31 protein-coding genes are annotated in these 26,963 nt (G+C 65.6%); 13 read left to right on the forward strand and 18 right to left on the reverse strand.

Annotated elements, in window-relative coordinates:
* Positions 1–3: 3 nt before the first annotated feature.
* Complete coding sequence (locus tag JWN03_RS42995) at positions 4–948, reverse strand: EamA family transporter (RefSeq protein WP_297628296.1); 945 nt, start codon at positions 946–948, stop codon at positions 4–6.
* Between the two features lie 452 nt (positions 949–1,400).
* On the opposite strand from JWN03_RS42995, the gene JWN03_RS43000 reads away from it, so the two are divergent.
* Positions 1,401–1,961, forward strand: a complete 561-nt coding sequence (locus JWN03_RS43000) for a hypothetical protein (protein ID WP_297628298.1) — start codon at positions 1,401–1,403, stop codon at positions 1,959–1,961.
* 171 nt (positions 1,962–2,132) lie between these two features.
* Positions 2,133–2,507 carry a VOC family protein gene (locus JWN03_RS43005; RefSeq protein WP_297628299.1) on the forward strand — a complete coding sequence of 125 codons (375 nt, stop codon included), beginning with the start codon at positions 2,133–2,135 and terminating at the stop codon, positions 2,505–2,507.
* A gap of 101 nt (positions 2,508–2,608) precedes the next feature.
* On the opposite strand, the gene JWN03_RS43010 is transcribed toward JWN03_RS43005, so the two are convergent.
* Entirely contained in the window at positions 2,609–3,379 is a 771-nt protein-coding gene (locus tag JWN03_RS43010) for an NAD(P)H-dependent oxidoreductase (RefSeq protein ID WP_297628301.1), read from the reverse strand.
* A 120-nt stretch (positions 3,380–3,499) separates the two neighbouring features.
* Between JWN03_RS43010 and JWN03_RS43015 the strand changes: the two genes are divergently transcribed.
* Complete coding sequence (locus tag JWN03_RS43015) at positions 3,500–4,390, forward strand: helix-turn-helix transcriptional regulator (protein WP_297628303.1); 891 nt, start codon at positions 3,500–3,502, stop codon at positions 4,388–4,390.
* Here the strand turns inward: JWN03_RS43015 and JWN03_RS43020 are convergent.
* From JWN03_RS43020 to JWN03_RS43040, 5 genes are all read right to left on the reverse strand, one after another.
* Complete coding sequence (locus JWN03_RS43020) at positions 4,357–5,184, reverse strand: NADPH-dependent oxidoreductase (RefSeq protein WP_297628305.1); 828 nt, start codon at positions 5,182–5,184, stop codon at positions 4,357–4,359. The genes JWN03_RS43015 and JWN03_RS43020 overlap by 34 nt on opposite strands.
* A 97-nt stretch (positions 5,185–5,281) precedes the next feature.
* The gene (locus tag JWN03_RS43025; RefSeq protein ID WP_297628307.1) at positions 5,282–5,572 is read right to left on the reverse strand and encodes a hypothetical protein; all 291 of its coding nucleotides are present in this window, start codon (positions 5,570–5,572) and stop codon (positions 5,282–5,284) included.
* 84 nt (positions 5,573–5,656) lie between these two features.
* On the reverse strand, positions 5,657–6,001 hold the full coding sequence (locus JWN03_RS43030; protein WP_297628309.1) for a hypothetical protein: 345 nt from the start codon (positions 5,999–6,001) through the stop codon (positions 5,657–5,659).
* A 133-nt stretch (positions 6,002–6,134) separates the two neighbouring features.
* Positions 6,135–6,593 (reverse strand): hypothetical protein, encoded by a 459-nt coding sequence (locus JWN03_RS43035; protein WP_297628310.1) that lies wholly within the window; start codon positions 6,591–6,593, stop codon positions 6,135–6,137.
* Entirely contained in the window at positions 6,541–6,897 is a 357-nt protein-coding gene (locus JWN03_RS43040; protein ID WP_297628312.1) for a hypothetical protein, read from the reverse strand. Before JWN03_RS43040 ends, JWN03_RS43035 begins: the two co-directional genes overlap by 53 nt.
* Before the next feature lie 172 nt (positions 6,898–7,069).
* Here JWN03_RS43040 and JWN03_RS43045 point away from each other — a divergent pair, with 172 nt between their 5' ends.
* The 4 genes from JWN03_RS43045 to JWN03_RS43060 are packed head-to-tail and all read left to right on the forward strand — an operon-like array spanning position 7,070 to position 10,668.
* Positions 7,070–7,477, forward strand: a complete 408-nt coding sequence (locus JWN03_RS43045) for a DUF7144 family membrane protein (protein ID WP_297628314.1) — start codon at positions 7,070–7,072, stop codon at positions 7,475–7,477.
* A gap of 28 nt (positions 7,478–7,505) precedes the next feature.
* Positions 7,506–8,795 carry a M20 metallopeptidase family protein gene (locus JWN03_RS43050; RefSeq protein ID WP_297628316.1) on the forward strand — a complete coding sequence of 430 codons (1,290 nt, stop codon included), beginning with the start codon at positions 7,506–7,508 and terminating at the stop codon, positions 8,793–8,795.
* Positions 8,792–9,919, forward strand: a complete 1,128-nt coding sequence (locus tag JWN03_RS43055; protein WP_297628317.1) for a calcium:proton antiporter — start codon at positions 8,792–8,794, stop codon at positions 9,917–9,919. Before JWN03_RS43050 ends, JWN03_RS43055 begins: the two co-directional genes overlap by 4 nt.
* Before the next feature lie 38 nt (positions 9,920–9,957).
* Positions 9,958–10,668, forward strand: a complete 711-nt coding sequence (locus JWN03_RS43060) for an ESX secretion-associated protein EspG (RefSeq protein ID WP_297628319.1) — start codon at positions 9,958–9,960, stop codon at positions 10,666–10,668.
* A gap of 1 nt (position 10,669) precedes the next feature.
* On the opposite strand, the gene JWN03_RS43065 is transcribed toward JWN03_RS43060, so the two are convergent.
* Together JWN03_RS43065 and JWN03_RS43070 are read right to left on the reverse strand one after the other, a co-directional pair.
* A complete protein-coding gene (locus JWN03_RS43065) occupies positions 10,670–11,410 on the reverse strand; it encodes a hypothetical protein (protein ID WP_297628321.1) in 741 nt (246 codons plus the stop codon).
* Positions 11,407–11,817 carry a hypothetical protein gene (locus JWN03_RS43070; protein ID WP_297628323.1) on the reverse strand — a complete coding sequence of 137 codons (411 nt, stop codon included), beginning with the start codon at positions 11,815–11,817 and terminating at the stop codon, positions 11,407–11,409. Before JWN03_RS43070 ends, JWN03_RS43065 begins: the two co-directional genes overlap by 4 nt.
* Before the next feature lie 251 nt (positions 11,818–12,068).
* Here JWN03_RS43070 and JWN03_RS43075 point away from each other — a divergent pair, with 251 nt between their 5' ends.
* On the forward strand, positions 12,069–13,391 hold the full coding sequence (locus tag JWN03_RS43075) for a cryptochrome/photolyase family protein (protein ID WP_297628324.1): 1,323 nt from the start codon (positions 12,069–12,071) through the stop codon (positions 13,389–13,391).
* 19 nt (positions 13,392–13,410) lie between these two features.
* Here the strand turns inward: JWN03_RS43075 and JWN03_RS43080 are convergent, their stop codons facing one another.
* From JWN03_RS43080 to JWN03_RS43090, 3 genes are read right to left on the reverse strand one after another with little or no spacing between them, the layout of a single operon-like run.
* The gene (locus JWN03_RS43080) at positions 13,411–13,935 is read right to left on the reverse strand and encodes a nucleoside deaminase (protein WP_297628326.1); all 525 of its coding nucleotides are present in this window, start codon (positions 13,933–13,935) and stop codon (positions 13,411–13,413) included.
* 12 nt (positions 13,936–13,947) lie between these two features.
* A complete protein-coding gene (locus JWN03_RS43085; RefSeq protein ID WP_297628328.1) occupies positions 13,948–15,294 on the reverse strand; it encodes an amidohydrolase family protein in 1,347 nt (448 codons plus the stop codon).
* The gene (locus JWN03_RS43090) at positions 15,291–16,658 is read right to left on the reverse strand and encodes a purine-cytosine permease family protein (RefSeq protein WP_297628329.1); all 1,368 of its coding nucleotides are present in this window, start codon (positions 16,656–16,658) and stop codon (positions 15,291–15,293) included. The genes JWN03_RS43085 and JWN03_RS43090 overlap by 4 nt, the downstream gene beginning before the upstream one ends.
* A 242-nt stretch (positions 16,659–16,900) precedes the next feature.
* Between JWN03_RS43090 and JWN03_RS43095 the strand changes: the two genes are divergently transcribed.
* On the forward strand, positions 16,901–18,436 hold the full coding sequence (locus JWN03_RS43095) for a helix-turn-helix domain-containing protein (RefSeq protein WP_297628331.1): 1,536 nt from the start codon (positions 16,901–16,903) through the stop codon (positions 18,434–18,436).
* A 37-nt stretch (positions 18,437–18,473) separates the two neighbouring features.
* On the opposite strand, the gene JWN03_RS43100 is transcribed toward JWN03_RS43095, so the two are convergent.
* Both JWN03_RS43100 and JWN03_RS43105 read right to left on the reverse strand, forming a co-directional pair.
* On the reverse strand, positions 18,474–18,836 hold the full coding sequence (locus tag JWN03_RS43100) for a DUF1304 domain-containing protein (RefSeq protein ID WP_297628333.1): 363 nt from the start codon (positions 18,834–18,836) through the stop codon (positions 18,474–18,476).
* Positions 18,837–19,133: 297 nt separating this feature from the next.
* Positions 19,134–20,408, reverse strand: coding sequence for an amidohydrolase (locus tag JWN03_RS43105; protein ID WP_297628335.1), 1,275 nt, complete (start codon positions 20,406–20,408; stop codon positions 19,134–19,136).
* A gap of 179 nt (positions 20,409–20,587) precedes the next feature.
* On the opposite strand from JWN03_RS43105, the gene JWN03_RS43110 reads away from it, so the two are divergent.
* Both JWN03_RS43110 and JWN03_RS43115 read left to right on the forward strand, forming a co-directional pair.
* A complete protein-coding gene (locus JWN03_RS43110) occupies positions 20,588–21,229 on the forward strand; it encodes a pentapeptide repeat-containing protein (RefSeq protein ID WP_297628337.1) in 642 nt (213 codons plus the stop codon).
* A gap of 173 nt (positions 21,230–21,402) precedes the next feature.
* Positions 21,403–21,753, forward strand: a complete 351-nt coding sequence (locus JWN03_RS43115) for a hypothetical protein (RefSeq protein WP_297628339.1) — start codon at positions 21,403–21,405, stop codon at positions 21,751–21,753.
* Positions 21,754–21,756: 3 nt separating this feature from the next.
* On the opposite strand, the gene JWN03_RS43120 is transcribed toward JWN03_RS43115, so the two are convergent.
* The 3 genes from JWN03_RS43120 to JWN03_RS43130 form a co-directional block, all read right to left on the reverse strand.
* Positions 21,757–22,743 (reverse strand): hypothetical protein, encoded by a 987-nt coding sequence (locus tag JWN03_RS43120; protein ID WP_297628341.1) that lies wholly within the window; start codon positions 22,741–22,743, stop codon positions 21,757–21,759.
* A gap of 89 nt (positions 22,744–22,832) precedes the next feature.
* On the reverse strand, positions 22,833–23,603 hold the full coding sequence (locus JWN03_RS43125) for an SDR family NAD(P)-dependent oxidoreductase (protein WP_297628343.1): 771 nt from the start codon (positions 23,601–23,603) through the stop codon (positions 22,833–22,835).
* Positions 23,604–23,720: 117 nt separating this feature from the next.
* Entirely contained in the window at positions 23,721–24,308 is a 588-nt protein-coding gene (locus tag JWN03_RS43130; protein ID WP_297628349.1) for a helix-turn-helix domain-containing protein, read from the reverse strand.
* A gap of 82 nt (positions 24,309–24,390) precedes the next feature.
* On the opposite strand from JWN03_RS43130, the gene JWN03_RS43135 reads away from it, so the two are divergent.
* Positions 24,391–25,359 (forward strand): NAD(P)/FAD-dependent oxidoreductase, encoded by a 969-nt coding sequence (locus JWN03_RS43135; RefSeq protein ID WP_297628350.1) that lies wholly within the window; start codon positions 24,391–24,393, stop codon positions 25,357–25,359.
* Here the strand turns inward: JWN03_RS43135 and JWN03_RS43140 are convergent.
* Positions 25,332–26,093 (reverse strand): alpha/beta fold hydrolase, encoded by a 762-nt coding sequence (locus tag JWN03_RS43140; protein ID WP_297628352.1) that lies wholly within the window; start codon positions 26,091–26,093, stop codon positions 25,332–25,334. The genes JWN03_RS43135 and JWN03_RS43140 overlap by 28 nt on opposite strands.
* A gap of 72 nt (positions 26,094–26,165) precedes the next feature.
* On the opposite strand from JWN03_RS43140, the gene JWN03_RS43145 reads away from it, so the two are divergent.
* Complete coding sequence (locus JWN03_RS43145; protein WP_297628354.1) at positions 26,166–26,582, forward strand: MarR family winged helix-turn-helix transcriptional regulator; 417 nt, start codon at positions 26,166–26,168, stop codon at positions 26,580–26,582.
* Positions 26,583–26,963: the final 381 nt, after the last annotated feature.

Here is a 26,963-nt window from a genome sequence, read left to right on the forward strand (position 1 = left end):
GGTTCAGGACTTTGTTCGCACGGTCTCCGGCATGGTCAGTTGCACCAGCATCGCGCCGATCAGCATGATCACCGCCCCGGCCATCTGTGTCAGCGTGAGCGACTGCCCGAGCAGCAGCCAGGCCAGCGCGGCGGCGACCAGTGGTTCCACCACCGCCAGCACGCTGGCCAGGGCCGAGGGCAGATCCCGCAAGGCTCGCAGCCCGGCCAGGTAGGGCAGCACCGTACCGGCCACAGCCAGGACCAGCAGCACCGGCCACACCGGTGTCTGTACACCGCCCAGCGCCGCCGGCGCCGTGAGCAGCTCGGCGGGCAGTGTCCACGGCGGAGCGACCACCGCCACCACCACCGCGCCGATGGCCAAGCCGACCGCCGTCATCCCGACCGGGTCATACCTGGTCGCACCATGTTCGCCGAGCAGGAAGTACCCGGCAGAGCAGATCGCCGAGCCCAGACCGGCGGCCACGCCGAGCGGATCCAGCCCGCCGCCCTGCCAGATCTGCGCGACCACAGCCATTCCCGCCACCGCGAGCCCGATCCCCACCCACACCATCCCCGGCAGCCGAGCGCGCCGCACGATCTGCACCCACAGCGCGACCAGCGCGGGCGCAAGATTGACCAGCACCATCGCCACCCCCACCGGAAGCCGTTCCACCGCAACAAAAAACAACAGTTGCACCCCCGCAACACCAAACACACCGTAGCCGAGCAACAGCCACAGATCGGCCCGGCCGAACCACAACGCCCGCGGCCGCAATACCGCGATCATCGACCCCAGCAGCACCGCGCCCAACGAAATCCGCGCCGAGCTCACCGCCCCCGGCGACCAGCCCGCCACCATCACCGCCTCGGCCAACGGCCCCGAACTCGCGAACAACACCCACGAGACCAAACCCCACCCGACCGCCCGAGCCCGAATCGCCGCCCGCCCAACCTCTCCCGCTACCACCACAGCAGTGTGACCAAACATCACCAGCCCGACCACGGAATTTCCGACAACACAATCCTGCCGATCACAACGCAGGATTACCGTAAGAACCGGCCCGACCATCCAGGCTCGATCCCCGGATTCCCCTCTCCTGCAACTGAAACAATGCCGACCAGGAACTGAGGGCGGCAAACATCGAGAAGGCTCCGCCACCAGTTCCTGGTCGGCGCCACTCCACACCGATCGTGGATGAAAACCCAAAACTGCCGCTGATCACCCGGATTGGAACAGTCACGTAGTTCTTATGAAATCCGGTCGCGGTGTCTCTATCCACATGAGAAGTGCAATTCCGCACGAATTACAGTAGTGCAGTTTCGTAGCTGGAATATGGATTCCTGTCGGGACGAATATCTTCGATCGCATCCCCCGGCACAAAGGCCTACGATGGATTTGTCGTTCGTACTGCGATCGAGATGCAACGGTGCATCGCGGCGAAAGGTACTAACATGCGATTCCAACGCTGTACGGCAGTTTTATTCGGTGCGACTCTTGCTTTCCCGGTGCTGACAGGTGTGGCCGCCACCGCAACCGCCGATTGGGTTGTTGGCGGTTGCTACGGCGGCCAGCTCACCACCACCAACGTTCCAGGTAGCGGCAGTGGCGGGATGAATACCAACGTGACCGGCGGACTCACTGACTGTGGCAGCGCTCAGCTGCCCGACGTCACCGGCGGCATGCTGAACATCAGTTATCCGTTCAATATCGTCACCGGCAGCTCATCCGGAACCGGAGCGGGCGGCAATCCGGCCGGCGGGACCATAGCCTGGTCCGATGGATCGGTAAGCGTCGTATCGGGCGATTGGGTTACCTCACCTGTAGGGCAGAACGCCATCAGCACGCTCGGCGTCAGCAGTGGCCCCGGCGCGGGTCAGCAAATAGTGCTCGGCACCCGCCAGATCGCCAACGCCGGCTCGGTGGGCGGCGGCAGCGGCGGAGCCGGCGTGGTTTTGGTCATCAACGCCCTCTTCCGCTGATAGCGGCCGGCTCCCGGGTTGTCCCCGGCGGCTACGACCCATCGATGCCGCAAACCGCCGACATCGATGATTCGTGCCCCTTTATGTGCCAAACCCATTCCTGAATTCAGCACCTGATGATCCGCTGGCATCCACCGATGAATTCGGCGTGGTCGAGTCGTCTTCTCCTTCATGACCAAGACGACCTGCTCCGGTGTGCTGACTGTCGCTGTTCCCGTGACCGACCAGGACCGCGCCAAGGCGCTGTGGCAACAACTCGGGTTCGAGACTCATATGGATGCTGAGCTACAGCCGGACTTCCGATGGCTGGAGATGCGCATCCCCGGCACCGACACGACCCTCTCGTTCGTTCGAGCGTCCGAGGAGCTGCCCGCCGGTATCGACACCGGGATCCGATTGGCGACGCCCGACGCACGCGCCGCCCATACCGCCCTCGCTGACCTCGGATTCACCGTCGGCAGCCTGCTCGAATGGGAAACCGCACCACCAATGTTCATGTTCCGCGACCCGGATGGAAACCGCTTCTACATCACTCAGACGGACTAACCGGGGAACGATGATCCGTGGCATCTCGGTGATGACGGCGGTCGCAAGGGTCCTGGCGATCTCTGGGGTCCCGGCGATTGCTAGCGGCTCGTCCGGATAGGTCAAGCCGTGCCGGCGACGTGCAGCGCGAAACCGTTGGCGCCGGGTGATTCTCGGCCCGGCATCAGCTCTGAACCGTCCTGGTATGTCACCCCGGTGTAATCGCCGCCGGACTCCGAGCGGTATGGAATCGGTTCGGCGGTAAAGGCGGTCGCGAGTTGTTGCCGGTAACGGTCGGCGATCTCGGTGTAGCCCTGGTCGTTCAGGTGGACGGCACTGTGCTCGACAAACGGTGGGAGCACATCGAAACCGGTGAAGGACAACACACCGTGGTTGATCGGGAACAGCAGATCGTCGATGGGGCCATTGACTCCCCGCTCGGTGTAGTGCCCGATCTTGCCGCCCGCGGTGATGGCGAGCATGGCGCGTTTGCCGGCGAACGGACCCGCGCCATAGCGCGAAACCTTTGCGCCGTAAGCGAAGTCGTAGGTGAACACGCGGTCGATCCAGCCCTTGAGGATCGCGGGCATGGTGAACCACCACAGCGGGAATTGCAGGATGACCAGGTCGGCGTCGAGCAACTTCTGTTGTTCGGCGCGAATGTCCTCGACAAGTCCACCGGATCGGTAAGCCTCCCCGGAGGCATACATGAAATCCGGACCCGCGATGCCGTCGAAGTCGGTGAAGTCCGCTGCCGCTTGCCATTTCATGGCGTACAGGTCGGTGACCACGACATCGTGGCCGTCCGCGCGCAGGGCGTCGACGGCGAGGTCCTTGAGGGAGCCGCTCAGCGAGTTCGGGTCTGGGTGTGCGTAGACGATCAGTACGTTCATGCCACCGATCCTGCGGCCGCTGCCGGGCATCGACCAGAGACTTGCTTATCCACCGGCCGCCGGTTCCCTGGGACTGACAGGACCACCATTGGCACGACCGCCCACGCGCATACTGGATGCATGGATGATCTCGGCGACCTCAGCGCGTTCCTGCAGTCGCGTCGAGCGCACGTGTCGCCGGAATCGGTCGGCGTCACCATCGTCGGCCGCCGCCGGGTCACCGGTTTGCGCCGCGAGGAACTGGCGCAGCTCGCGGGGGTGAGTGTCGATTACTACACCCGGCTCGAGCAGGGCCGCGCGACACAACCGTCGGAGCAGGTACTGGACGCACTGTCGCGGGCGCTGCAACTCGACGAGGTAGCTCGCGAGCACCTGCACAAGCTGGTCAAACAGCGCAACCGCCGGCCGCAGCCGACCAGCTACCCGGCTACGGTTCGCCCGCAACTGCGACAGCTGCTCGACACCATGTCGGAGTATCCGGCGCTGATCCTGAACCACCGCATCGACGTGCTGGCGTACAACCGCTTGGCTGGTCTGCTGTACTGCGATCTGGACCAGGTGCCGGTCGCCGACCGCAATCTGGCCAGAATGATCTTTCTCGACGCCGGCCGCTTCGACCTGTATGCCGATCGATCGTCGTGCACCGCCGAAAGCGTTGCCCACCTGCGCCACGCCGCGGGTGAGTTCCCAGACGACCCAGCGTTGGCCGCCCTCATCGGCGAGCTGTCCATCGGCAGCCGCCGGTTCAGCGAACTGTGGGCCGCCGCCGAGGTCAGCGTCCGCGGTCACGGATCCCAGCGCTTTCGCCATCCCATGGTCGGCGTGATCACGCTGCATCAGGAGCGCTTCATGCTGCCCGACGGTTCCGGTCAGGAGCTGATCACCCTGGCTCCCGAACCGGGCAGCATCGATGAGGACAACCTGCGACTGCTCGCCAGCCTGGGCGTCGATGACAGCGGCGCCCCGCGGCCACTGGATCAGTGCAGCGGAAAGCCCTGGGCCGCAAGCTGATCGCGCAGTCGGTCGCGTCCCTTGAGGGCGGCGGCCGAGCCGAGCCGGGACAGCACACGATCGGTCCAGGAGTGGTCGAGCTGCTGTTCGGCGTAGAACTCCGCGATGCGGGTCTCGTACTCCGCCACATGCGCGCTCTGCTCGCTCGCATCGTAGGTTTCCTCGTGCAGCACCGCGGCCTGCGGCAGCCGCGGCTTGACGCGGGCGTCCTCGCTCGGGTCCGGAGTGCCCACAACAAGACCAAACACCGCGAAAACCCCCGGCGGCAAGGCTAATTCGGCCGCTACCTGCTCGGGGTTGTTACGGATCGCGCCGATGTAAACGGTGCCCAGCCCCAGCGATTCCGCCGCCACCACCGCATTCTGTGCCGCCAGCGCCGCGTCCAGGAACGCCACGTAGCTCGACTCCAGATAGTCGGCCCCGTCCAGCGGCACCGACCGCTCGGCGGCCAGCCCGCGCAGCCGCGCCAGATCGGCCGTCCACACCAGCAATACCGGCGCCTGCCGAATGTGTTCCTGATCCCCGGCGAGTGCCGCGAGTCGCGCCTTACGCTCGGGATCACGGACCGCGATCACACTCCACACCTGAAGGTTGGAGGAAGTCGGCGCAGACTGCGCCGCTGAGATGAGCAGCCGGAGCACAGCATCCGGCACCGGATCGGCCAGATACCGGCGAACCGACCGATGCTCGTGCAATACCTGCAACACCGGATTCCACAGCGCAGGCGCGGTCGGTGCGGGGTCGCGGTAGCGCTGAGCCACCACCTGATCCGGGGAGGGCGCGATCTGGGTCATACCCGCTATGGTGGCCGCCCCGACCCGCCCAGTCAGGTATTGCCCGCACCTCGAGCCGAACCCCCAGGTACCGCTGGATTCTCATTCGTGCCCAGGCTCAGCCGACAGGATTTGAAGCGGGCCACCCGCCTCCCACACCGTGCGGCAACAGTTGTTCCCCATCGAGATGGAAGTGGAGTTGCGGCCCGCGCTCCTGCGGAGTCCACCCGGCGCGCAGAGCTTCCGTCACAGCCATGGCTACCAGCCCCGGCGTAATCACGGATTCATCATCCACTCCGACCACCACCCGCTGCCCGTTCACCTCCTCGGCCTCGATCACAAACCGCAGATTGGGCAGATCACCAGACGAGACGACCCATCGATACCGCTCACCGTTCAAGGCGAGCACGCGAGTTCCTTTACGTGGCAATGTCATCCATCCATCCAACACCGCCCCACCCCCGCAACGCACCCGTTTTTGTCTGGCCGGCTGTCAACGAGCACTCATATCAGCGGGCGCGTCGGGCGGTATGACCCACCGCGCGAAGGTCTGCTCGGGCGAGACGGTGATGACATCGGCCACCGCGATCAGCTCCGGAGGCAGATACCCGTCGAAATGATCAATACCGGGGATGACTACCGCGTCGGCATCGATGGCGCGAACGACATCGATCACCCGTTGTGTCGGATCATCGGTATACGCGCCGAATACGATCGTCTTCGCCAGCGCATAGCCGAGTCGTCTTGCAAGACTGCGAATTTGAATCTCATCCCACGGCGGTCGCGAGCGCGAGATATCCGATCGCAAATAGCCGATGGCAGTAGGGATTTCGAGCATGATCATCACCGCCCGGCAACTGGCACGAACATGCGGTCGGTCGCCAGCCGGGCTTGAAGGTCGGCGACGGTGATTCCGACACAGTGGCGTGGCCGGTATATGTTGTGGCGCAAGGCTAGACCTGCCGCGAGCACTACCGTAGTGAGTGTCGAGCCAGGTCGAGGGCGAAGGTGAAACATCTTTCCACCGAGGGGCATTCGGTGAGATCGAGTTGATCGGCGATTCGTAGCGCCTCGATCGCATCGCCCGCCTGGAGCTCGATCGCTATCGCGTGAAGCTCGACATTGAGCGGGCTGAACATGGTGTGCCCGACGTTGCCTGCCTGTTGTGACCGCGCCGCAATCGGATGGACGATGCTCAGCCGGTCCCGCGCTTCCCACAGCCGACCGGCACGTGCTTCGGCAACCGCCGCAACAAGTTGCAGGGCACCAGTCATCGCGATCGCGGCGGGGATGGGGCCGGCATCGACAATCACGCTGTCGGCGGCGAGAGTGGTGAGTTCGATCGCCGCCTCGATACGTGCCCTGGTAAAGCGATAGCTATTGGCGTAGCGGTCTATTCGAGGGGGTGAGGGCGGCGGCGATGAGGACACCGAAGGCGATGGCGGCCATGAGCGACACCATGGAGGCGAAGTCGTCGATGCCCTGCACCTCCTGGCCGCCTATCCAGGATTCGAGCCCGCGCAATCCGTGCGAGCCGGGTGTGAGGATGAAGAATGCCGATTCGGCGAGCACGATCGCCTGCGCGCGATGGTCGTACGCCTGTGCGGCGCGCCGGAGCTGATGTTCGGTTTCCAGGGTGCCCTCGTAACTGCCCGACACCAGCGCGGCGGCGAGGTCGTGCAGCAGTTCGAGCACCCGGGTGGCATCGGGGGCCGTGCGCACGGGTGCGGTCATGGCGGTACTTCTTCTCCAGTCCGCGCCGATTCTGTTCTCCGTGGCTGCTGTCACAGGAGAATCTCAATAGCGGCTTTCACCTGGTGATCGGCCACAGGAGATCACATCAAATGCAATGTTTACGATGCATTATGAGTTGTCAACGTTACATTACCACTCTAGTTTCGAAGGTATGACCTACCCGACCAAGGCCCATCCGGTGCGCCGCGAGCTCGCGGCAGGCACCTGTTTCGGCGCCGGAATACTGCTGTTCCTCGTCGGTGCGCTGTCGATCCTGCAGGGCATCTCTGCCGTGGCCGATGACAACCTCTTCATCGTCGGCGTCGACTACGTCTACGAGCTGACCACCACCACGTGGGGCTGGATCCACATCGCCCTCGGCGTCCTGCTGGCCCTCTGTGCCGCGGGACTGCTGGCCGGGCGGACCTGGGGCCGCGAGGCCGCGGTCACGCTCGCGGCGCTGTCCATCCTCGCGAACTTCCTGTGGCTGCCCTACGAGACGGCCTGGGCGGTGCTGATCATCGCGCTCGACGTGGTCGTCATCTGGGCCGTCACCACCTGGCGTCCGGCCGCCAACTGACCGATTCAACTCTCCCCGAGGAGGTTTCATGAGCACCGCATCGATCTACGACGAACTGGATACCCGCGCGGCAGCCGTCGCCAACCAGGTGGTGAAATGGCGCCATCACCTGCACCGGCACCCCGAACTGTCGAATCGGGAAGGCGCCACCGCCACACTGATCGCCGAGCATCTGCGCGCGCTGAAACTGGACGAGGTGCGCACCGGCATTGCCGGGCACGGCGTTGTCGGCGTGCTGCACGGCGGCCTGCGCGGTGACCGGGTGATCGCGCTGCGCGCCGATACCGACGCCCTGCCGGTCCAAGACCTCTCCGGCGTCGATTTCGCCTCGCACGTCATCGACAACAACTACCCTGGCGGACCCTTCCCGGTCTCGCACGCCTGCGGCCACGACTGCCACACCGCCATGCTCATGGGCGCGGCCACCGTGCTCGCGGATATCCGCGACAAGCTCTCGGGCACAATGCTGTTCGTCTTCCAGCCCGCCGAGGAGGGCCCGCCGCCGGACGAGCGCGGCGGCGCCCGCGAAATGCTCGCCGAGGGCGCGCTCGACAATCCGCCCCCGACCATGGCCTTCGGGTTCCATGTCGCCCCATATCCCAAGGGCTACATCGGATATCGCGCCGGAAATCTGTTCGCCGCCTCCTGTCTGGTGAAGATCACCATCAATGGACAGCAGGTGCACGGCTCCATGCCGTGGGCCGGAATCGATCCCATGCCCGCCGCCGGTGCGATTCTCACCGGAATCGGCCAGATCTACCGGCAGGTCAGCGCTTTCGACCCCATCACCGTCACCATCGGGCATATCGAGGATGTCGGCCGGTTCAATATCATCGGCCGGCATGCCACCCTGTGGGGCACCATCCGCTGCACCGTCGAATCCGATATGGGCGATGTCCAGCAGCGCGTCAGGACGCTGGCCGAGCAGACCTCCAAGGCTTACAACTGTTCGGCCACAGTCGAATTCCTGCAGGATGTGCCCGCCGTGCACAATACGCAGGAGTGGGTGACCGCCGGGCTGCCGACCATGCGCCGAGTCGCCGGCGACAACAAGGTGATCGAGACGTTTCCCGGGCTGGGCTACGACGACGTCTCCGAGTTCGTCAATAAGTACGGCGGTCTGTATGTCCTTCTCGGCGTGCAGGATACGGAGCTGAGCCCCGGACAGCAGATACCCGTCCCGACGCCCGGCGGCCGCGGCATGTACGTCAACCACAATCCGCACTTCTATGCCGACGACGACACCCTCGTCACCGGCGTACGACTGCACTGCCACGCGGCGCACGACCACCTGGCGGGCGATCTCGAACCTCGATGACCGCCACGTGCCTGGATCGCCCGCATCCCGACACCGAGGAAACATTGCCTTACAAGAGAATTCGCTGGAATGTCTTGGTCCCCATAGTGGCAGTTCTGGCCCTTGCCGGGGTATGGGACCGGGAACTGTCTCTGCTCGCCGATATCCCTATCGTCGTCCTGCTGCTCGGTGCGGTGCTGGCCGCGGTTCACCACGCGGAGGTGGTGGCGCACCGGGTGGGGGAGCCGTTCGGTGCGCTGGTGCTCGCGGTCGCCGTGACGGTGATCGAGGTGGGATTGATTCTGACCCTGATGGTTTCGGGCGGTGACAAATCCGCACCGCTGGCCCGGGACACCGTCTTCGCGGCGGTCATGATCACCTGCAATGGCATCTTCGGTCTCGCACTGCTGGTCGGCGCGCTCCGGCGCCGGGTCGCGGTCTTCAACTCCGAGGGCACGGGCGCGGCGCTGGCAACGGTGGCAGCGCTGGCGACCCTGACCCTGGTGCTGCCGACCTTCACCACCAGTGAACCGGGCCCTCGATTCTCCTCCGCCCAGCTCGCTTTCGCGGCGGTCGCATCACTGGTGCTCTACGGCAGCTTCGTGGCCGTGCAGACCCTGCGGCACCGCGACGACTTCCTGCCCGTCGAACCGGAGCGCGTAGCGGTCGCAGACCAAACGCCACCGTCCCAGCGTGCGACCTGGGCCAGTCTCGGACTGCTGATCATGGCCCTGGTGGGTGTGGTCGGCCTGGCCAAGACGGTCTCCCCGGCCATCGAATCCGGCGTCGACGCAGCCGGATTGCCGCGTGCGGCCGTCGGCGTGGTGATCGCCATGCTGGTACTGCTGCCCGAGGCATTGGCAGCACTGCGCGCCGCCCGCGACGGCAGAGTGCAGATCAGCCTCAACCTCGCCCTCGGATCAGCCATGGCGAGTATCGGACTCACCATTCCCGCCATTGCGGTGGCTTCGATCTGGCTGGATCCGCCCCTGCTGCTGGGACTGGGCGCGACCGAAATGGTGCTGCTCGCCCTGACTGTCGTGGTCGGTGTGCTCACCGTGGTCCCAGGCCGGGCGACCCTACTGCAGGGCGCGGTGCACCTGACCCTGTTCGCCGCCTTCGTCTTCCTCGCGGTCGCACCCTGATCACCCCCCTACGAACACCGAAAGGAATTGAGAGACAGATGGATTGGATCGTCGCACCGGAGGAACTGGCCGATCGCTGGACCACTGTCGACAGCCACAGTTACCCGTACCCACTCTCGGTGCAGACCCGGCGCCCCGCGGACCGGACGAGTGCACGACGCTTCGCCCACCCCGAGTTCGACGTGGCGCTAGGGGTTCTCGTCGAACCGGAGCTACGCATCACCGTCGAGGGCGAGCATCCCGACTCCCCGCACACCGTCCGCATGCTCGGCTGTGTCGGCAACGGTGCGGGTGCGCTGGCTGTGCAAACCTGCAATGCCGCATCCGATCACGCAGGGGCGGTGCATATCTGGTTCGGCGACAGTACCCAGCTGGCCGGGCGGATCGCCTATGCGCTGCCACTGGTGCACGGCGGCAGGGAACAGCCGTGCACCGTCCCGGCCGCAGAGCTGCGCCGGGGTTGCGCGCCCGTCGAAGCGGCGCTGGGCGCCGGAGATATCGATCTCGCCCGCCGTCTGCTGTGCGCGACACGAATCGCGGAGGGCCACTTGTGCATCGAAAGCGGCCCCGCTGCAGCAGAATCCGCCCCCTGCATGCTCATGGCCTGGATCGATGTGGCGGGCGACGGCCGCTATCTGATGCATTCCGACCAGGACGTCCGGATCATCCCAGGTTCACCCGCCGCTGTCAGCCGTGAACTCGATCGGGCCATCACCGCACGTGCAGGTGATGTCCGGCTGGCCTGCTGATCTATTGCAGGCGATCCGATTCCGCTGCGGCCGGCCGCTCACGCAGGATGCGATAGCCGAGGATTCCGGAGATCGCGTACGCGACCACCATCACAGCCGCAGTGGGCCAAGCCCAGCTGACATACCAGTCGCCGAATCGGTTGGGCCAGATGCTCTCCACAATCAGCAGTGCGATCAGCACAGTACCGATGCCAGCGCCGATCGCCATGGGCAGCAGGGCGATTCGAGTCTGCTGGGTCGAATGCGGATATGAATACGCGAGCGAGGCGAGGACCGCGACATTGGCCACGAACAACGCCACCGCGGTCACATAGACGTAGACGAGCGCCAGACCGCGCAGGTTCCCGACATACATCGTCGATGTCACGTGCGCCTCGGAGACGGCGTAGAGCACGACCGACAGCACGGCGCTCGCCGCGAAGATCCCGCCGATCCAGCGGGTCAGATGCCGGTGCCCCCACGCCTGCCCCACGGTCAGCACCAGACAGGCGGCTGCCGCGAGCGTGATGAGATTGCCGATCAGATTGCTGACATTGGCCAATCGCACATGCTCGGGCGTGGCCTGATCGACCCATTCATTATTGATGATGGCCGGCTGATCGAGGATTGCCGCGACCATGAGCAGGGCGAGTGCGACGGTCAGCGGCCGCGACCCCGGATGGCTGCGCCACAGCGTCAATCGCAGCCCGACGGCGACCGCCCCCGCTGCCCCCGCGACCGTCAGCAGGACGGGCACCATCACAGCATCCCCTCTCCGATCTTGCGCCGCTTGATCCTTCGGCCGTGCGTGTCCTCTTTCTCATCCGGAGGCTCCGCGTCCTTCTCGGTGCGCCGGCGTCCCTCGACGGCGAACCGCTCGCGCGCCGCCGCCTCCTCGAGCAGTTGCAGCATCGGCACCGCGCTGAGCGCGTCCTTGGTGGCCGCATGGTCGACATCGCTGCGCGTGAGCAGCCCGGCCGCGATCAGTCCCTCCACCGGATTCGCCCCGTATGCCCGGGCCAGTTCGATCACGGTGTCCGCCACCGGCGGATCCGATTCCTCCAGATGCCGCTTGATCCGCGGCCCATTGCTGTCCAAGCGTTCCGCAATAGCGCGGGTACTCGCCCCGCGCGTAATGGTCCGCTTCCAAGCGTCGAACGCCTGGCTCATCGTCGCATCATCCTCGGGTCGGTCGCTGTTTTCGCCTGCGCCGAGGATAGTCCAGGGAGTGGAATTTATCCAACATCGCAGCGAAATCGTTGCGCATGTCCGGATTGGTCAAACTGCCGGTGCAAGGGATATTTGCGTGCAGAGATGGGACTGAGAGCAGGATGCGACGGAACGATCTGGTTGTGTGATGTATTGGATACGTTCCGCTGGATGCGAAGCTACGATGGCCGGATGCCTAGGGTGGATCTCCGATGAGCGTCGCCGTTGCCCTGTTCACCAGGGACCTGCGGGTCCATGACAATCCGGTGCTGGCTGCGGCCTGTCGTGCCGGTGCGGTGGTGCCCCTGTTCGTTGTCGACGACAGAATCCTCGAGCGGGCCTCCCCCTCAGCGAATCGAATTCGATTCCTGCTGGCGGCGCTCGGTGAGCTCGATACGGAATTGCGGGCCGTCGGCGGACGACTGGTAGTGCGGCGAGGGGATATCGCCGAGCAAGTCGCACAGGTGGTCGCCGAGACCGGCGCGACCGAGGTGCATATCGCCTCGGATGTGAGCGGGTACAGCACTGCGCGAGCCCGGCGGCTACGGGATCGACTGGGACACAGCGATTGTCGGCTGACAGTGCATTCGGGATCGGTGAGCATCGTCGACCCTTCCGATCTGCGCCCGGCGACCGGGCGGGATCACTTCGCGGTCTTCACGCCGTACTTCCGCCGATGGCTGGAAACCCCGCTGCGTAGTGCCGTGGCACGACCCGGCGACGTGACAGTGCCGGATATCGCCGGTGCGGAACTGCCCGACTTCACCGCTCTCAGTTCGGCGGAAAGCTCCCCGCAATTGGCCGTGGGAGGCGAGACCACCGGCCGGAAGCTCTTGCGCGACTGGCTTTCCGGCCCCGTCGGTGAATACGCCTCCGCCAGCGACGATCTGGCCGCTGACGCCACCTCCCGCCTGGCTTCCTACCTGCACTTCGGCTGCCTGTCACCCACCGAAATGGTCCGGCGCACCGACCTGTCCACTCCCGGCGGCTATGCCTTCGCCCGCCAATTGGCTTGGCGCGACTTCAACAACCAGATCCTGGCCGCCCGGCCCGAGGTCGCCACCCAGGACTACCGCCCCCGCCCCGCCCCCTGGCGTAATGATCCCCACGCGGTCGCCGCCTGGTGCGCGGGCCGCACCGGATATCCCGTCATCGACGCGGGCATGCGCCAACTACTGGCCGAAGGCTGGATGCCTGGCCGCGCCCGCCTGATCGCGGCAAGCTTCCTCAGCAAATCCCTCGGCATCGATTGGCGCATCGGCGCAGCCCATTTCCAGCGCTGGCTCGTCGACGGCGATGTCGCCAATAACCAGCTCAACTGGCAGTGGGCCGCCGGCACCGGCACCGACACCCGCCCCAACCGTGTCCTGAACCCCATCCGCCAAGCCGACCGCTACGACCCCGACGGCAATTACGCCCGCCGCTGGCTTCCCGAGCTCGCCCATCTCCCCGGCGCTGACATCCACAAACCCTGGCGAGCACCCCTGCTCGCCCCCGACTACCCTGCCCCGCTCATCGAATGCAACGGCATGTGATCGACGAAATGCGTTGCGCCTATTGCCAGAACCCTTCGTGCGCGGCAGCGGCCTCGTCCTCCAGCATCGGCCCGTACACCTCGATGCTGCGCTGACCGCGCGCGAAGACTTCGCGGCAGGGGAGCGCGAATGTGGGGTTCTCGGGGTTGTCGCCGGTGAGGGCGAGAAGTTTCTCCTCGGAGAGGGCATATACAACTCGCCCGATGCCGGTCCAGTAAATCGCCCCGGCGCACATGACGCAGGGTTCGGCGCTGGTATACAGCGTCGCCCGCGCGAGTTCGTCTGCCGTGAGGTGCTTTACGGCCTCCGCAGCGGCGGAGAGCTCGGCATGCTGTGTCGGGTCGCCCTCCGGAGGCGTGGAATTATTGCCCCGCTGCGCGACAATCACACCGTTCTCATCGGCCACGAGTGCGCCGAAGGGATGCCGCCCCCGCTCGCGAGAGGCAACCGATTCTTCGATCGCCGCGCGCAGCCGGGCGAGATCACCGGGCGGCAGTTCCGAGTTGCCGGGGGAGCTCGGACTGGACTGGGCACTTGCTGTCATGATGCTCATCTTTCAGGACCTCTCTCGGGTCAGGTCGGCGCGCCGCGCGAAGAGTTCTTCGGCGGCACTCTGGGCTCGTGCCCGGATCACTTCGGTATCGACGGTCAGCACCTTCCCGGCATCGACTACCAGACGCCCGTCGACATACACCTGGGCGACATCCGCGGCCGAGGCCGAGAACACCAGGTGCGCAACAGCATTGAAGTCGTCGCCATGCAGCAGCGGCGTCGTGTGCAGGCCACGGAGATCCACCAGCACAACATCGGCCTTCTTGCCGGGTTCGAGTGATCCGGTCTCGCTGTCGAGCCCCAGGGCGCGGGCGCCGTCGATGGTCGCCATGGTCAGCAGGTCCCACGGGTCGCCCGTGGTCGGATCGAGGGTGGTGACCTTCTGCAGCAGCGAGCCGAATTTCATCTCCTCGAGCAGATCCAGATTATTGTTCTCCTTCTCGCCGTCACTGCCCAGGCCGACGGTAATTCCCTTGTTGCGCATGGCGATCACCGGCGCGGGTCCCGAGGACAGCTTCATATTCGAGCACGGGCAGTGCGCCACACTGGTTCCGGTCTGCGCGAGGATCTCCATCTCCCGGTCGTCGACCCACACGCAGTGCGCCACCACGGTGCGTGGGCCGAGAATGCCGCGATGCAGGAACTCCTCGATCGGCCGGCGGCCGAATCTGCGCAGCGATTCCTGGACTTCGGAAGTGGTTTCCGAGGAATGCGTATGCAGACCGGTGTCGAACTCGTCGGCGAGGGCGGCCGCGGCGGTGAAAGCCTCCGGGCTGCAATAGAACAGGTGCTCGAGTCCGACCCAGGCGCGAACCCGGTCATCGGCGTAGGTGCGGTAGTTTTCGAGCAGTCTGCGATTGCTCGCGAGGGTTTCGAAGTAGTCGTATCCCGGCAGATCGGCGACGTACGGGACGAGCGTGGCCCGGAGCCCGATTGCCTCGGCGGCGTGCGCGGAACCCTCCATATAGCGCCACATATCCATTACCGAGGTGGTGCCGCCGCGCAGCGCCTCGGTGTAGCACAGCAGCGATGCCGCCTCGGCGATGTCCGGCGTCAGCGCGCGATGTGCGGGATCGACATAGTCGCGCAACCAATCCCACAGTGACTTGGATTCGGCGGTCCCGCGCAGCAGGCCGGAGTGCAGGTGGCAGTTGTGCAGTCCGGGAATGACGGCGTGACCGGTGGCATCCACGACAATCGCATCGGTGGCCGCCGCATCCAGTTGTGCGACGGTTCCGACGGCGGTGATGCGGCCGTTCTCGATCAGTACCGAACCGGGATCGAACACCGCTCTGTCTCCGGCGCTGGGGATGACGATGCCATTGCGAATCAGAGTGCGAGGCGAGATCATGCGGTGGCCCTTTCGGTATCGGACGCGGTTGCGGCGAGGTAAGCGAGAACCGCGACGGTGCAGCCGATGACATGCCCGAGCCCGGCGATATCGGGGTGCGCGGCGGCGATCGGACCGGTGTACACGCTCTGGCTCATGAACGGGATCGACGCCACGACGCCCAGCACGGTCGCGGGCAGTCCCCAGCCGAAACGGCGACGGCGATCGGACAATTCGGCCGGCGTGGCGATGCCGGTCCCGCGGCGCCGGAAGAACGCGGTCACGGTCACCGCCGCCCACGGCGCGAGCCAGTAGCTGGTGATCAGCAGAAAGTTCTGGAAGGTGGTGACAAAATCGTGCTGCCCGGCCCACCAGGCCAGCACCGATCCGATCAGGCACACCAGCACCACCGATAACCAGCGAGGTATGCGCAGCCCGGCGGCGAGGGCGGCCATCGAACCCGAATACAGGTCCAGCACCGTCGACGCGAGGGTGGACAGCAGCAGCGAGACCAGGACGATGGTGCCGAGGATCGAGGGCAGGAATTGCCGGACCATGGAACTCGGATCAGCGACCTCGGCGACGGTGCCGAGCGCCGCACCGAGCCCGCCGATCCAGACTCCGGAGACAATGGAACCGCCTGCGGCAGCGGCGAATACGCGTCGACTGCTGGTGCCTGCGGGCAGATACCGGCTGTAGTCGGAGGCGTACGCCGACCAGCCCAATCCCCGCGCACCGGTGACGGAAACGGTCAATAGGAATGCTCCGACGACGCTCCCCGAGGGATGAGTCGCGCTGGTCAGGCTGACCTGGCCGACCGCATACGCGGTGACCACGGCGAAAACGCATACCAGCCCCGAAGCGAGCCACTTCTCCATGGCGTGGATCAAGCGATAGCCGATGAGCGGCACGATCAACTGAGCGATCACCATGATCAGCAGCGACGGCGTGAAGCCGATATCGAACAGATTGCGCAGGATGAAGATCCCCAGCGTGGTATCGACCACGTACCAGCCGATACCGCCCACCGCCGTGGAGACGACCGCGGGCAGGTTCCCATACCAGCCGAACGGCCCCCGGGTCTGAATCAATTGCGGCAGTCCGGTGGCCGGGCCGCGCGTGGACAGCACCCCGACCAGCACCGAGCTGATCAGCGTGCCCAGCACGATGGCCAGCACCGCGGGTACCAGATCCAGCCCGAAGACCGCGGTGGACAACGCGCCCACTGACAGCGTGGCGAACTGGGTATTCGCGCCGAACCACAGCGTGAACAATGACCGCGGGCCGCCGTGCCGCAGCGCGGGCGGAATCGGTTCGACCCCGAGAACTTCTATGCCGTAGGGATTTTCCCGTGCGGTCGTGACGACCTCATCGGCAGCGGACATTGGTGACTCCTACGAGCAACGAGCGGCGGATTCCAGCCGGTACGGCGTTTCCGAGGGGGTGAGCGAGATCGGCATTGATCGAGCGACTGCTTTAGTCAAGTCGTCTGCCTGGGGTTTTCATCAGCACACCGCTGTACGAACTCGTGCTGCCGCGACAGCGCGGGGTTTGTAGAATCCTCCGAACATCGAGTCATCGGTGTGCACGTCGCCGTAACACTCGATCCCGCCCGGAGGTGAGGAAGATGCCGCCGCTGCTGGTATCGGACCTGCTCGACCATCCCGACCTCGGTCTGGAGCTGCTGAGCCACAGCCCGCCCGATCGCATCGTGCGTGGCGTCTACACCACCGACCTGCCCGATCCGGTCGGCTATCTCACCGGCGGAGAACTGGTGCTGACCAGCGCCGGTTGGTATCGCACCGAATCCGATGCGGAGGTCTTCTGCGCCGCGCTCGCCGGGGCGGGCTCGGCCGCGCTCGTGGTCGGCACCGCGATTGTCGGCCGCGTCCCGCAGGCGATTCATGATGCGGCCCAACGACATCGCCTCACCCTGTGCACCGTCCGCGACGATGTCTCGTACGCCACCATCACCGCTGCCGTCCATTCGGCGATCACCGGCGCACCCGGGAGCGGGCTGCATCGTGAGCTGCTCGCAAGTCTGGCCGCGGGAGAAGGGCCCGAGGGCCTGGTCTCGGCCCTGCGACGCGCGACGCGGGTCGACTGCGCCCTGCTCTCGGCGACCGGGCTGATCATGGGCGGCGAGCTGCCGGATCCCGAGGCCGGCCGCCTGGACCGTGCGTTCCGGAATGCGTTGGCGGAGGCGGCATTTCCGAGCGTTCAGGTGGTGGGTCCGGGAACCGCGTCGATTCATCCCGTCCAGTCACCGATCGCACGGCGTCCGCCGGTGGGGTACCTGGTGACCGCCGGTGACTATCGCGACCGGGAACCGTGGGTGGTCGATGCGATCACTCAGGTGTGCGCACTGTGGGCGATGAGTGCAGCCGCACGACAGGAACGCCGGATCGTCGAGGAGCGGTTCCTGCGTGAGTCGCTGAACTTCCTGGGCACCGGTGACGAAGGGGCAGCCGAGGCGCGGCTACGCAGTCTGGGTCTCGACCCGGACCGCCCGATCGCCGCGGTGCTGGCCAGTTCCGGCGAGACCCGGTACGGCGCCGATCTCGCCGCGGTCCTGCTCGGCGATGTCGTGCGCACCTGGCCGGGATCGACGGAGCCGATCGCCACCGACGCCGGGTACCTCGTCCTGACTCCGGTCGAACCCGGTACGCCGGGAACACAATTGATCGATGTGGTGCGCCAGGCCGCCGAGCGGCTGCGCCCACTCGTCGGCAGTGGCCGAGTGGTGGCGGGGATCGGGCACAGTGCGATCGGCATTGCGGCGCTGCGTCGTTCGCTGCACGAGGCCCGCCACGCCCACCGCACGGCAATGCTGTCCAAGGAGTGGTTCTCCGCCGCGACCAGCGCCGAATTGTCCTCACACCTGCTACTGCTCGCCTCGGTCCCCGACGATGTGCGAATCCTGTTCCGGCAGCGCCTGATCGGACCCCTCGAAGACTACGACCGCGAGCGCGGCGCCGATCTGGTGGCCACCCTCACCGCATTCCTGGACGCCTCCGGATCTTGGAGCCGCTGTGCCGCCCACCTGCACGTCCACGTCAACACCCTGCGCTACCGCATAGGCCGCATAGAACAACTGACCGGCCACAGCCTCGCCGGGCTCAATGACCGCGTCGACTTCCACCTCGCACTGTCCATCGGCTGAGGCGCAGTCCGGGTAGGTGCCGGACAGTTCGGGGTGCCTACCGGCTCAGCAGTACTGCGGCGAGGGCGATGGCACCGGGTAGCGCCTGGACGAGCAGGATGCGTCGGCTGGCTGTTGCCCCGCCGTAGAGGCCCGCGACGACAACGCAGGCGGTGAAGAAGATTTGGGCGTCGTGGCCTACCGGGTCCGAGGCGATCAGGCCCCAGATGAGGCCGGCGGCGAGGAAACCGTTGTAGAGGCCCTGGTTCGCTGCGAGAACCTTTGTCTGCTCGGCGAATTCGGCGGTGCTGCCGAATGAGGCGCGGACGCGGGGGGTGGTCCAGAGGAACATTTCCATGACCATGATGTAGATGTGCAGTGCGGCCAATAGGCCGACGAGAATTTCAGCGACTACCCGCATGATCAACCTTTCGCCGTGCTCCAGTCGGCTATCGACGATGTCAGATCCTAATTGATTGTGGTGGTGCATTTTTCGATTCAGGGAGCGGGTGTGGTGAGCTTGCTGAGGATCTCGGGATGGTCGGTAAGATACCGGTCGAACGTGATCGGCAGGTGGCCGGTGTGCTTGCCGCATCGGGAACCGGCAGCTCCTTGCCGGGACTGCGGGCGATCAATCGCAGATCCGCGCCTGTGGCGGAGAGTCGCTGTGCCACCAGCGATCCGAGCTTTCCGGTGACCCCGGTGACTCCGATGGTCGTCATGATCGAACCTCTCCGAGCCAGGTGAGAGCGGCTGTTGTCATGGCCGTGACGCCGATCGTGATCGCCGGATCCACGACGGGAGCGTAGCCCGCCGTATGCGGACCCGGAACAGTCTTCAGATCGAGCTTCCCGCCGATGAGGTCGTGCAGGATCTGCACCGGATCCGAGCCGCCGAACACCGACGGATCGAGTACGCCGAACATCCAGTAGCACAGGGGAACTCCGGCCGCGGTCGCGAAGTTTCCGGCATCCTCACTACCGGTGATCCGGCCCGGATCGAACACCTTGTCATTGCCGAATACCGCTCCGAACGCACCCAGCGTCCGCGCCATCGCATCGGCATCATTGACCATGACCGGGAAGGCATCGATGACCGAGGTGTCCGGCGCCCACTGCGCACCGGCCGCCGCCGCCTCGGCCCGCACGATCCGGTCCACGGCCGCGAGCACCCGTGCGCGCACCTCGGGCGTGAACGTACGGATATTGAGTTGCAGCTCAGCGTCATCGGGAATGATGTTGTCCTTGGTCCCGGCCTGGACGGCCCCGACCGTGACCACCGCGGCTTCATCCGCCGCGATCTCGCGGGACACGATGGTCTGCAAGCGCATGATCGTGGCCGCCGCCATCACCACCGGATCGACCGTGGCCTCGGGCCGGGAGCCGTGCCCGCCGTGCCCGTGCATCACGATGCGCAGCGCGTCGGTGGCCGCCGCCGCAATACCGCTGTGCCCGCCGACCAGACCCACCGGAACCGGGGCGGTGTGCTGTGCGAGCACGATATCGGGGGTGCCGAAGCGGTTGAAGATGCCGTCGTCGATCATGTCCTGTGCGCCGCGGCCGGTCTCCTCGGCCGGCTGGAATACCGCCAGCAGCGTTCCCGACCAGGACGCCCGGGCGTCGCCGAGCAGTTTCAGCGCACCCAGCAGGCAGGTGGCGTGCATATCGTGCCCGCAGGCGTGCATGACCCCGTCGATGCGCGAGGTGTACGGCAGTCCGGTCGCCTCCTGGATGGGCAGGGCGTCGAAGTCCGCCCGCACCAATACCGTCGGGCCCGGGCCGTTCGCCAGCACCGCCACCACACCGGTGCCGCCGACCTCGGTGGTCACCTGATATCCGAGTGCCGTTGCCTGCCGCGCCACCTGATCCGCCGTACGGAACTCGACCCCGGACAATTCGGGATGCGCATGCAGATCGCGATAGAAATCGGCCAGATCGCCCCGGATCGCGTCCAGCCCCGCCAGTGCGGAGGTAATGGTCTGAATGGACGTCAAATTCGCTCCTAGCAGTCGTTTCCGTCAGTTCGGTGCGAAGGTTCACGCCTGTATATCACCGGGCGGTTCGGACGGATGCAGGGCGCTCCGCCTCGCGATCATCCTGAAACCCTCGTCTACGGTCGACAGGCCGGGGCGTGTGTCACCGGCTTCGATTACCGATCATGTGAGGACTTCTGATGCCGCGGGAGTTGGCCGACCTGTCGTTCGCACGCCACCTGGTGGAGCACGACGAGATAGCGATGGAGGGGGAGTACGACTGCGCTCTCTTCGACGGGCTGCAACTGGATGAGGTGCAGGCCCACGGTGCGCAATTCACCGAATGCGCGATTACGGCCGGCACGGTGTCCGGAGGCACGATGCGGCACGCCCGCTTCAATGATGTGTGGATACACGGCACCCAGTGGATCCGCACCGATCTGTCCGATAGTTCCTGGCTGGATACCGAATTGGTGATGAATGCCTTCTCGGGTGTCGAGGCGTTCGGGGCGCGGCTGCGCCGGGTCCGGTTCTACAACTGCAAATTCGATTCGGTGAACCTGCGTGGCGCGCATCTCAACGATGTGTCCTTCGTGGATTGCGTACTGCGCCATATCGATATCAGCGAGGCGAAGTTGACCGCCGTCAGCTTCCCGGGCTCGGAGGTGCAGGCGCTGTCCATGCGCAAAGCCGAGCTGAAGAAGGTGGATCTGCGCAGCGCGCGCTACCTCAATGTCTCCGACGGCGTCGAAGCTTTGGCAGGCGCGACCATCACTTCGACGCAATTGCTCGATCTTGCTCCCACCTTCGCCGCTGCGATCGGCATCCTGGTCAAGGACTAGGGCCACGCCTGAGGCACGGGTTCGATAACGGCTGGGAAGCTCAGTCGAAACACTGCTGAAATGAACTGGCCCGCAGGCTGACTCGTTGTTCGGATAAGGCAAGGCAGGCCGCTCGCAGCGCTCCTCGCCGAACATCATCCCCGTGCCCACTGGGCGAACAACAAGGAAAAAACATGCCTGCACACAGGTTGCTCAACCATGCCCGCACAACCGCAGCTGCTTTCGCGCTTGCCGGCGCTTTCGTGATCCTTCCGGCCACGCTGGCGCCGGCCCTGGCGAATGCCTCGTCCAATACCTCCGGGAACGGCGCCCCGAGCAATGGCTTCACCTTCGGCAACGGCCCCGCGCGCAACGGCTATACCTTCGGCAACGGCCCCTTGAGCAACGGCTTCTCGAGTGTTGGGCCCTCGGGCGCCGGAAACATTGAACCGCTCGGTCCGAACGTGCCCGACAATCAGCCGAACTACAGCAGCCACTGCGATCTGCATCCGGCACCGCACACGGCCTATGCCGTTCGCTGCTGAGAATCAAGCCTTCCCGCTGGTATCCCGGCCCGCGTCGAGCGAGGAGTTCAACGCCATCAGGCGTTTGATGTCGTCGCCGTGGTCACGCAGAAACTCTTGCCGGGCCGGGCCGCGCCGGAACATGATGAATGCCCGGCCCGACTCCAATTGCCATGTGTACCAGAACAAGTAGGGGATGGTGAGCACGAAGTTCACCACACCCCACACCCGCCACACGTCATTGTTGAACCAGCCGTCGGACGGCATGACCTTCGGGAAGATGTTGTAGATGGCGATCGTCAGCATCAGCACCGGCAGCGTGTAGATGCGCGCCATGATGTAGAGCTCCGGCCGCCCCTTGACCAGCGGATAGATCTCGGCCACCGCCAGAATGCAGATACTGGCCGCGAAATGCTCCTCCTGCGGCGGATAACCGCCGAAGGTGAAGCAGAGATTCCAGGTGGTGTACAAGAAGTTCCATGCCATCGTGGTGAAGGCGACCAGCTCCGCATTACGGCCTGGCAGCACCGCCCAGAAGCGCGGGCTGTAGGGAATGGTGAGACACAGTCCCACCCCCACCGCCGCATTCCAGAGATTGTCGAGCTGGAAGTCCCGGAGTGTGGCCTCGGCAATGTTCAAGAACAGAATCGCGTAGGGGAACCACAGGAATCGCGGATTGCGCAGTAGTTCCCACACGCGACCCTCCCGCTGCTCGGCCACCGCGATACGCATCGCTCCGACCACGGTCAGCGGAATGAGCACCGAAAGGATCTTCGCCCACGAGAACCAGTTGATCAGCCCGATATCGCGGCCCGGTCCCCAGATCCAGAGCGGAAAAGTCAGCAGCGACAAACCCCACAGCCACATGGAGGCGCGGGTGTGCGTCCGCATGTATTCGACTATCAGCCACAGGATTGCGCAGAAGATCAGCATCGACAACGCGGTAACCCAGGTGAAAGCAGCAGGATTTCCCGTCACTGCTTCCGACGCCGCACTGATCACGTCGAACACCGCCTTCCGACCTCGTCCGGACCGATCCATTTGTCATCTTGGATGACTCGGACCCGGATCGGTCCGGGACGCGCCGCTGCGGTGGGCTCCTATACGCCGTATCCGCCGTCGATATCCAATTTCTGGCCGCTGATGAAATCGGCGCGATCGGAGGCGAGGAAACATACCGCTTCGGCAATGTCCTCGGCATCGCCGAAGCGGCGGAGCGGAATATTGGCCCGGGTGATATCGAGTGCGTTCTGATCGAGGTCGCCGGATTTGATGAGCCGATCGGCCATGCCGGCGGTGGTCATACCCGGGCCGACACAATTGGCGCGAATTCCGAAGCGGCCCTCTTCGGCCGCGATACCGCGGATCAATGCCTCGACCGCCGCCTTGGGGGCGCTCGAGAGTCCGTCCCGAATCGGGAAGCGGGTGGTGGCCGCGGTGGTGATGGCGACGATATTGCCCCCGCAGGCCCGCAGATGGGGGAGGGCGGCGTGTGCGGCATTGAAGAAGCCCACCGCATCGTCGATCATCTGAGACTTGAAGTCCTCCGGCGCAATTCGGCTCAAATGCCGCATCGGAATATGCGGTCCGGCGGCATAGACGAGCGTGTGGATGCCACCGGAATCGGCGGCCGCCTGCGCGATGACCTCGGCGGCCTGCGCCGCATCGGTGAGGTCGAGCTGCCAGGCCGCGGCGGTCCGGCCTGCGGCCTTGGCCAGATCCAGCAGCGGATCGAGTTTGCCAGCCGATCGGAAGTAGGTCAGCGCGACATTGCTGCCGCGTTCGATGAGCATGCGCGCCGTAACCAGTCCCAAGCCGCCACTGGCGCCGAGCACCAGTGCGGCTCCGGTGCGATGACCGAAGTCGTCCATCTACTTCCTTCGGTGCGGGCCGCGCCCGGTGGCGCGACGAGTATGGACAAGTGGATCGAACCTCATTGGTAGTCCACTCCATCGAAACAAGCAAGTGCTTGGTCGGTTAACGGCCGCTCAGGCGCCGGTCTTCGGGCGGGCTCGCAGGTGCGCGCGCTCACCCTGTTTGCCGAAGAGACTGAGGAATTCGACCGATTCGCCCTTGTCCGCCGGGCCGAACCAGTGCGGCTCCCGGGTGTCGAATTCGGCTGCCTCGCCCGGACTCATCACAAAATCGTGCTCGCCCAGCACAACTCGCAGCCGGCCATTGAGGACGTAGAGCCACTCGTAGCCCTCGTGCGTCCTCGGATCCGGTTCGTTGCGGCTGTTCGCCGGAATCACCAGCTTGAAGGCCTGGATGCCTCCGGCCCGGCGGGTGAGCGGGACCATGGTCATACCGCCCCGGCTGACCGGGCGCAGATGAATCCGCGGATCGCCGGTGGGCGGCGCACCGACGAGCTCATCGAGTGTGACGCCGTGCGCCTTGGCGAGCGGCAACAGCAATTCCAGCGTCGGCCGTCGCACGCCCGATTCCAGCCGCGACAGTGTGCTGACGGAGATGCCGGTCGTCTTCGACAGCTCGGCCAGCGTGGTTTCGCGTTGTCGTCGCAGGTCACGCAGCCGTGGCCCCACAGCGTCGAGAGCTTGGTCGAGTTCGTCGTCCATGCTTCGAGATTGCCATATCGGCAAATTATCTTGCCGAATTTGTGGGTGTTCTCGCATGGTCGTGACAAGGAGGTGGTCACTGATGACGGATCAGTTGGCAGACGGTTATGACGTGGTGGTGGTCGGCGGCGGCGCGGCCGGATTGAACGGAGCGCTGATGCTGGCCCGCGCCCGGCGGTCGGTGGTGGTGATCGACGCGGGCCATCCGCGTAATGCCCCCGCCGCCGGTGTGCACGGGCTGCTGGCCCGCGAGGGAATGTCCCCGGTGGAACTGGTCGGGCGCGGGCGGGCCGAGGTGCGGCAGTACGGCGGTCAGGTGGTGGCGGGCACGGTGGCCACCACAGTGCAGGACGGCACGGGATTCACCGTGACGCTGACCAACGGGCGGACTGTGCGTGCCCGCCGCCTGCTGGTCACTACGGGCCTGGTCGATGAATTGCCGAATGTGCCTGGGCTGCACAGTCGTTGGGGACGCGACGTGATCCACTGCCCGTACTGCCATGGCTGGGAGGTCCGCGATCAGGCCATCGGCGTGCTGGCCACCGGCCCGATGTCGGTGCATCAGGCACTGCTGTTCCGGCAGTGGAGTCCCGATATCACCTACTTCACCCACACCACCGCACCGCCGACCGCGGAGCAGGCCGAACAGTTCGCTGCCCGCGGCATTCGCGTGGTGACCGGCGAGGTGACCGCGGTGGAGATCGCCGGCGATCGGCTTGCGGGACTGCGACTTTCCGATGGCACGGTCATCGAACGCGACGCGGTGGTGGTCGGATCGCGCATGGTGGCGGACGCGAGTTTCCTTGCGCCACTGGGCCTCCTGCCCAAGGAGCACGTGTCGGGGATGGGTGAGTACATCCCGTGCGACCCCACCGGCCGCACCGATGTGCCCGGTGTGTGGGTGGCGGGCAATGTCACCGATCTCTCCGCACAGGTGGGCGCTGCGGCGGCGGCCGGAGCCGCCGCCGGTGCGCAGATCAACTTCGACCTGGTGAACGAGGAGACCCGCGAGGCCGTCGAGGCCTACCGTGCGGGAGTTCCGCTGACCTGACTCGCATAGGCGTCGAGAATGGCGAAGGTCGTCTCCGGCTGCTCCATATGTGGCAGATGCCCTGCCTCGCTGATGATTTCGAGCTTGGCATTGCCGAAGGCCGCGGCATAGGCCGCGCCGTACGCCGGCGTGACGATGCGATCGCTCTCGCCCCACACCAGCAGGGTGGGGATCGTGACGTCGGCCAGTCGCGGCAGCAGCGTCGGGTCGTGCATGTAGGGCTCGCCCGCGAAATGCCGCAGCGCGACCATGTTCGCTTGCCGCACAGCGAGTTGCGCGGCCGGAATCTCGGACGGGTCCTGATAGAAGCGGTCCGGGTCGTGATAGGAGTACTCCGCGATCGCACGGGCATCGAGGGCGAAGAAGTCGGGAATCGGCGCCGCGTCGATCCACACGCCGGTGGCATCGATCAGGACGACGCCGCCCACCGTGCCCGCGCGATCCTGTGCGGCCATCTCGGCGGCGATCCACCCGCCGACGGAGGAACCGATGACAAGCACCTCGCGCAGCTCACGCTCGCGCAGCAGGATCAGATAGGCGGCGGCGAGGTCGGCGATGGTGTCGATCTCATCCGGCCTGGTCGTGCCGTTCCAGCCCGGCAGTGTGGGAGTCAGGACCCGCGAGGTGCGGGCGAAGTGTTCGGCGATGCCGGCCACGCTGAACGGCCCCGCGCCGCCGTGCAGGACGAGAACGGCCGGTCCGCTGCCTGATTCGGTAATGGTCAGAGAGGTCATGGGAAGCGCCTTCGATCGGTGACTAAACATGTTGATATAAACAAGCTTAGTCATACTGATATGGTTCTGTCCATGCCTGGTGACCTGCAAGCTCTGGGACGGGCTGTCAAACAAGCCCAGTACCGCCACCATCGCGCACTGGACCGCGCGCTGATCGGTGTCGGCGCGACCCTGGCGCAATGGGATGCCTTGCGCGCCATAGCCCGTGACCCCGGCTCCAGCGCCCGCGCCCTGGCGGAAGAGACCTTCCAGAGTGAACAGGCCTTCGGTACCCTCGCCAACCGTTTGGTGACGCGCGGCCTCATCGACCGCGCCCCCGGCCACGGCCGCACCATCGAACACCGCCTCACCGTCACCGGTGAACAGGTCCTGGCAGCCGCAAACCGGGTCGCCGACGAGGTTCTCGCCGACTCCTTCGCCGACCTGTCCGCAGCCGAACGCGCCACCCTGCTGCAGCTGCTGCTACGGGTCGGTATTCGAAGCGAGTAGCGCGGCTCGAACCTCGTCCGGTCCTGCCCCGGAATGATCGAAAACAGGGGGTCGGAGCTGGCGAAACACCCTGGCGGGCGATCGGTCACGGCTTGCCGAGGCGCGGGTGGATTCGGGTGATTCCGGACCATTCAACACCATAATCGAACACAGTTTCGAGTCCCCGGCTAGTGTTCCTCGCATGGTCGGCACCGAATATGCAGTGATGCACCGGGTCTCACCGGTGCGTGCGCGAGCTTTCGGCACAGGTGCCGCGTGAGCCAGGGGCTGGCACCTGCGGTCGGGGAAACCTCCCGCACCGCGTCCGCGCGCGTCCCGGTGAGGTCGGGCGTGGACGAAAAGACAGGGGAATCCCTCACTGCCACTGTGCTGGTCGAGCGG

Source organism: Nocardia sp., from assembly GCF_025465275.1.
Taxonomy (GTDB): Bacteria; Actinomycetota; Actinomycetes; order Mycobacteriales; family Mycobacteriaceae; genus Nocardia.

Bases quoted from the DNA above. Each gene is read 5' to 3' on its own strand.
- JWN03_RS43000 (WP_297628298.1), top strand. From the start codon at position 1,401: ATGCAACGGTGCATCGCGGCGAAAGGTACTAACATGCGATTCCAACGC.
- JWN03_RS43005 (WP_297628299.1), top strand. From the start codon at position 2,133: ATGACCAAGACGACCTGCTCCGGTGTGCTGACTGTCGCTGTTCCCGTG.
- JWN03_RS43010 (WP_297628301.1), bottom strand. From the start codon at position 3,379: ATGAACGTACTGATCGTCTACGCACACCCAGACCCGAACTCGCTGAGC.
- JWN03_RS43015 (WP_297628303.1), top strand. From the start codon at position 3,500: ATGGATGATCTCGGCGACCTCAGCGCGTTCCTGCAGTCGCGTCGAGCG.
- JWN03_RS43020 (WP_297628305.1), bottom strand. From the start codon at position 5,184: ATGACCCAGATCGCGCCCTCCCCGGATCAGGTGGTGGCTCAGCGCTAC.
- JWN03_RS43030 (WP_297628309.1), bottom strand. From the start codon at position 6,001: ATGCTCGAAATCCCTACTGCCATCGGCTATTTGCGATCGGATATCTCG.
- JWN03_RS43040 (WP_297628312.1), bottom strand. From the start codon at position 6,897: ATGACCGCACCCGTGCGCACGGCCCCCGATGCCACCCGGGTGCTCGAA.
- JWN03_RS43045 (WP_297628314.1), top strand. From the start codon at position 7,070: ATGACCTACCCGACCAAGGCCCATCCGGTGCGCCGCGAGCTCGCGGCA.
- JWN03_RS43050 (WP_297628316.1), top strand. From the start codon at position 7,506: ATGAGCACCGCATCGATCTACGACGAACTGGATACCCGCGCGGCAGCC.
- JWN03_RS43055 (WP_297628317.1), top strand. From the start codon at position 8,792: ATGACCGCCACGTGCCTGGATCGCCCGCATCCCGACACCGAGGAAACA.
- JWN03_RS43060 (WP_297628319.1), top strand. From the start codon at position 9,958: ATGGATTGGATCGTCGCACCGGAGGAACTGGCCGATCGCTGGACCACT.
- JWN03_RS43070 (WP_297628323.1), bottom strand. From the start codon at position 11,817: ATGAGCCAGGCGTTCGACGCTTGGAAGCGGACCATTACGCGCGGGGCG.
- JWN03_RS43075 (WP_297628324.1), top strand. From the start codon at position 12,069: ATGAGCGTCGCCGTTGCCCTGTTCACCAGGGACCTGCGGGTCCATGAC.
- JWN03_RS43080 (WP_297628326.1), bottom strand. From the start codon at position 13,935: ATGACAGCAAGTGCCCAGTCCAGTCCGAGCTCCCCCGGCAACTCGGAA.
- JWN03_RS43085 (WP_297628328.1), bottom strand. From the start codon at position 15,294: ATGATCTCGCCTCGCACTCTGATTCGCAATGGCATCGTCATCCCCAGC.
- JWN03_RS43090 (WP_297628329.1), bottom strand. From the start codon at position 16,658: ATGTCCGCTGCCGATGAGGTCGTCACGACCGCACGGGAAAATCCCTAC.
- JWN03_RS43095 (WP_297628331.1), top strand. From the start codon at position 16,901: ATGCCGCCGCTGCTGGTATCGGACCTGCTCGACCATCCCGACCTCGGT.
- JWN03_RS43100 (WP_297628333.1), bottom strand. From the start codon at position 18,836: ATGCGGGTAGTCGCTGAAATTCTCGTCGGCCTATTGGCCGCACTGCAC.
- JWN03_RS43110 (WP_297628337.1), top strand. From the start codon at position 20,588: ATGCCGCGGGAGTTGGCCGACCTGTCGTTCGCACGCCACCTGGTGGAG.
- JWN03_RS43115 (WP_297628339.1), top strand. From the start codon at position 21,403: ATGCCTGCACACAGGTTGCTCAACCATGCCCGCACAACCGCAGCTGCT.
- JWN03_RS43125 (WP_297628343.1), bottom strand. From the start codon at position 23,603: ATGGACGACTTCGGTCATCGCACCGGAGCCGCACTGGTGCTCGGCGCC.
- JWN03_RS43130 (WP_297628349.1), bottom strand. From the start codon at position 24,308: ATGGACGACGAACTCGACCAAGCTCTCGACGCTGTGGGGCCACGGCTG.
- JWN03_RS43135 (WP_297628350.1), top strand. From the start codon at position 24,391: ATGACGGATCAGTTGGCAGACGGTTATGACGTGGTGGTGGTCGGCGGC.
- JWN03_RS43140 (WP_297628352.1), bottom strand. From the start codon at position 26,093: ATGACCTCTCTGACCATTACCGAATCAGGCAGCGGACCGGCCGTTCTC.
- JWN03_RS43145 (WP_297628354.1), top strand. From the start codon at position 26,166: ATGCCTGGTGACCTGCAAGCTCTGGGACGGGCTGTCAAACAAGCCCAG.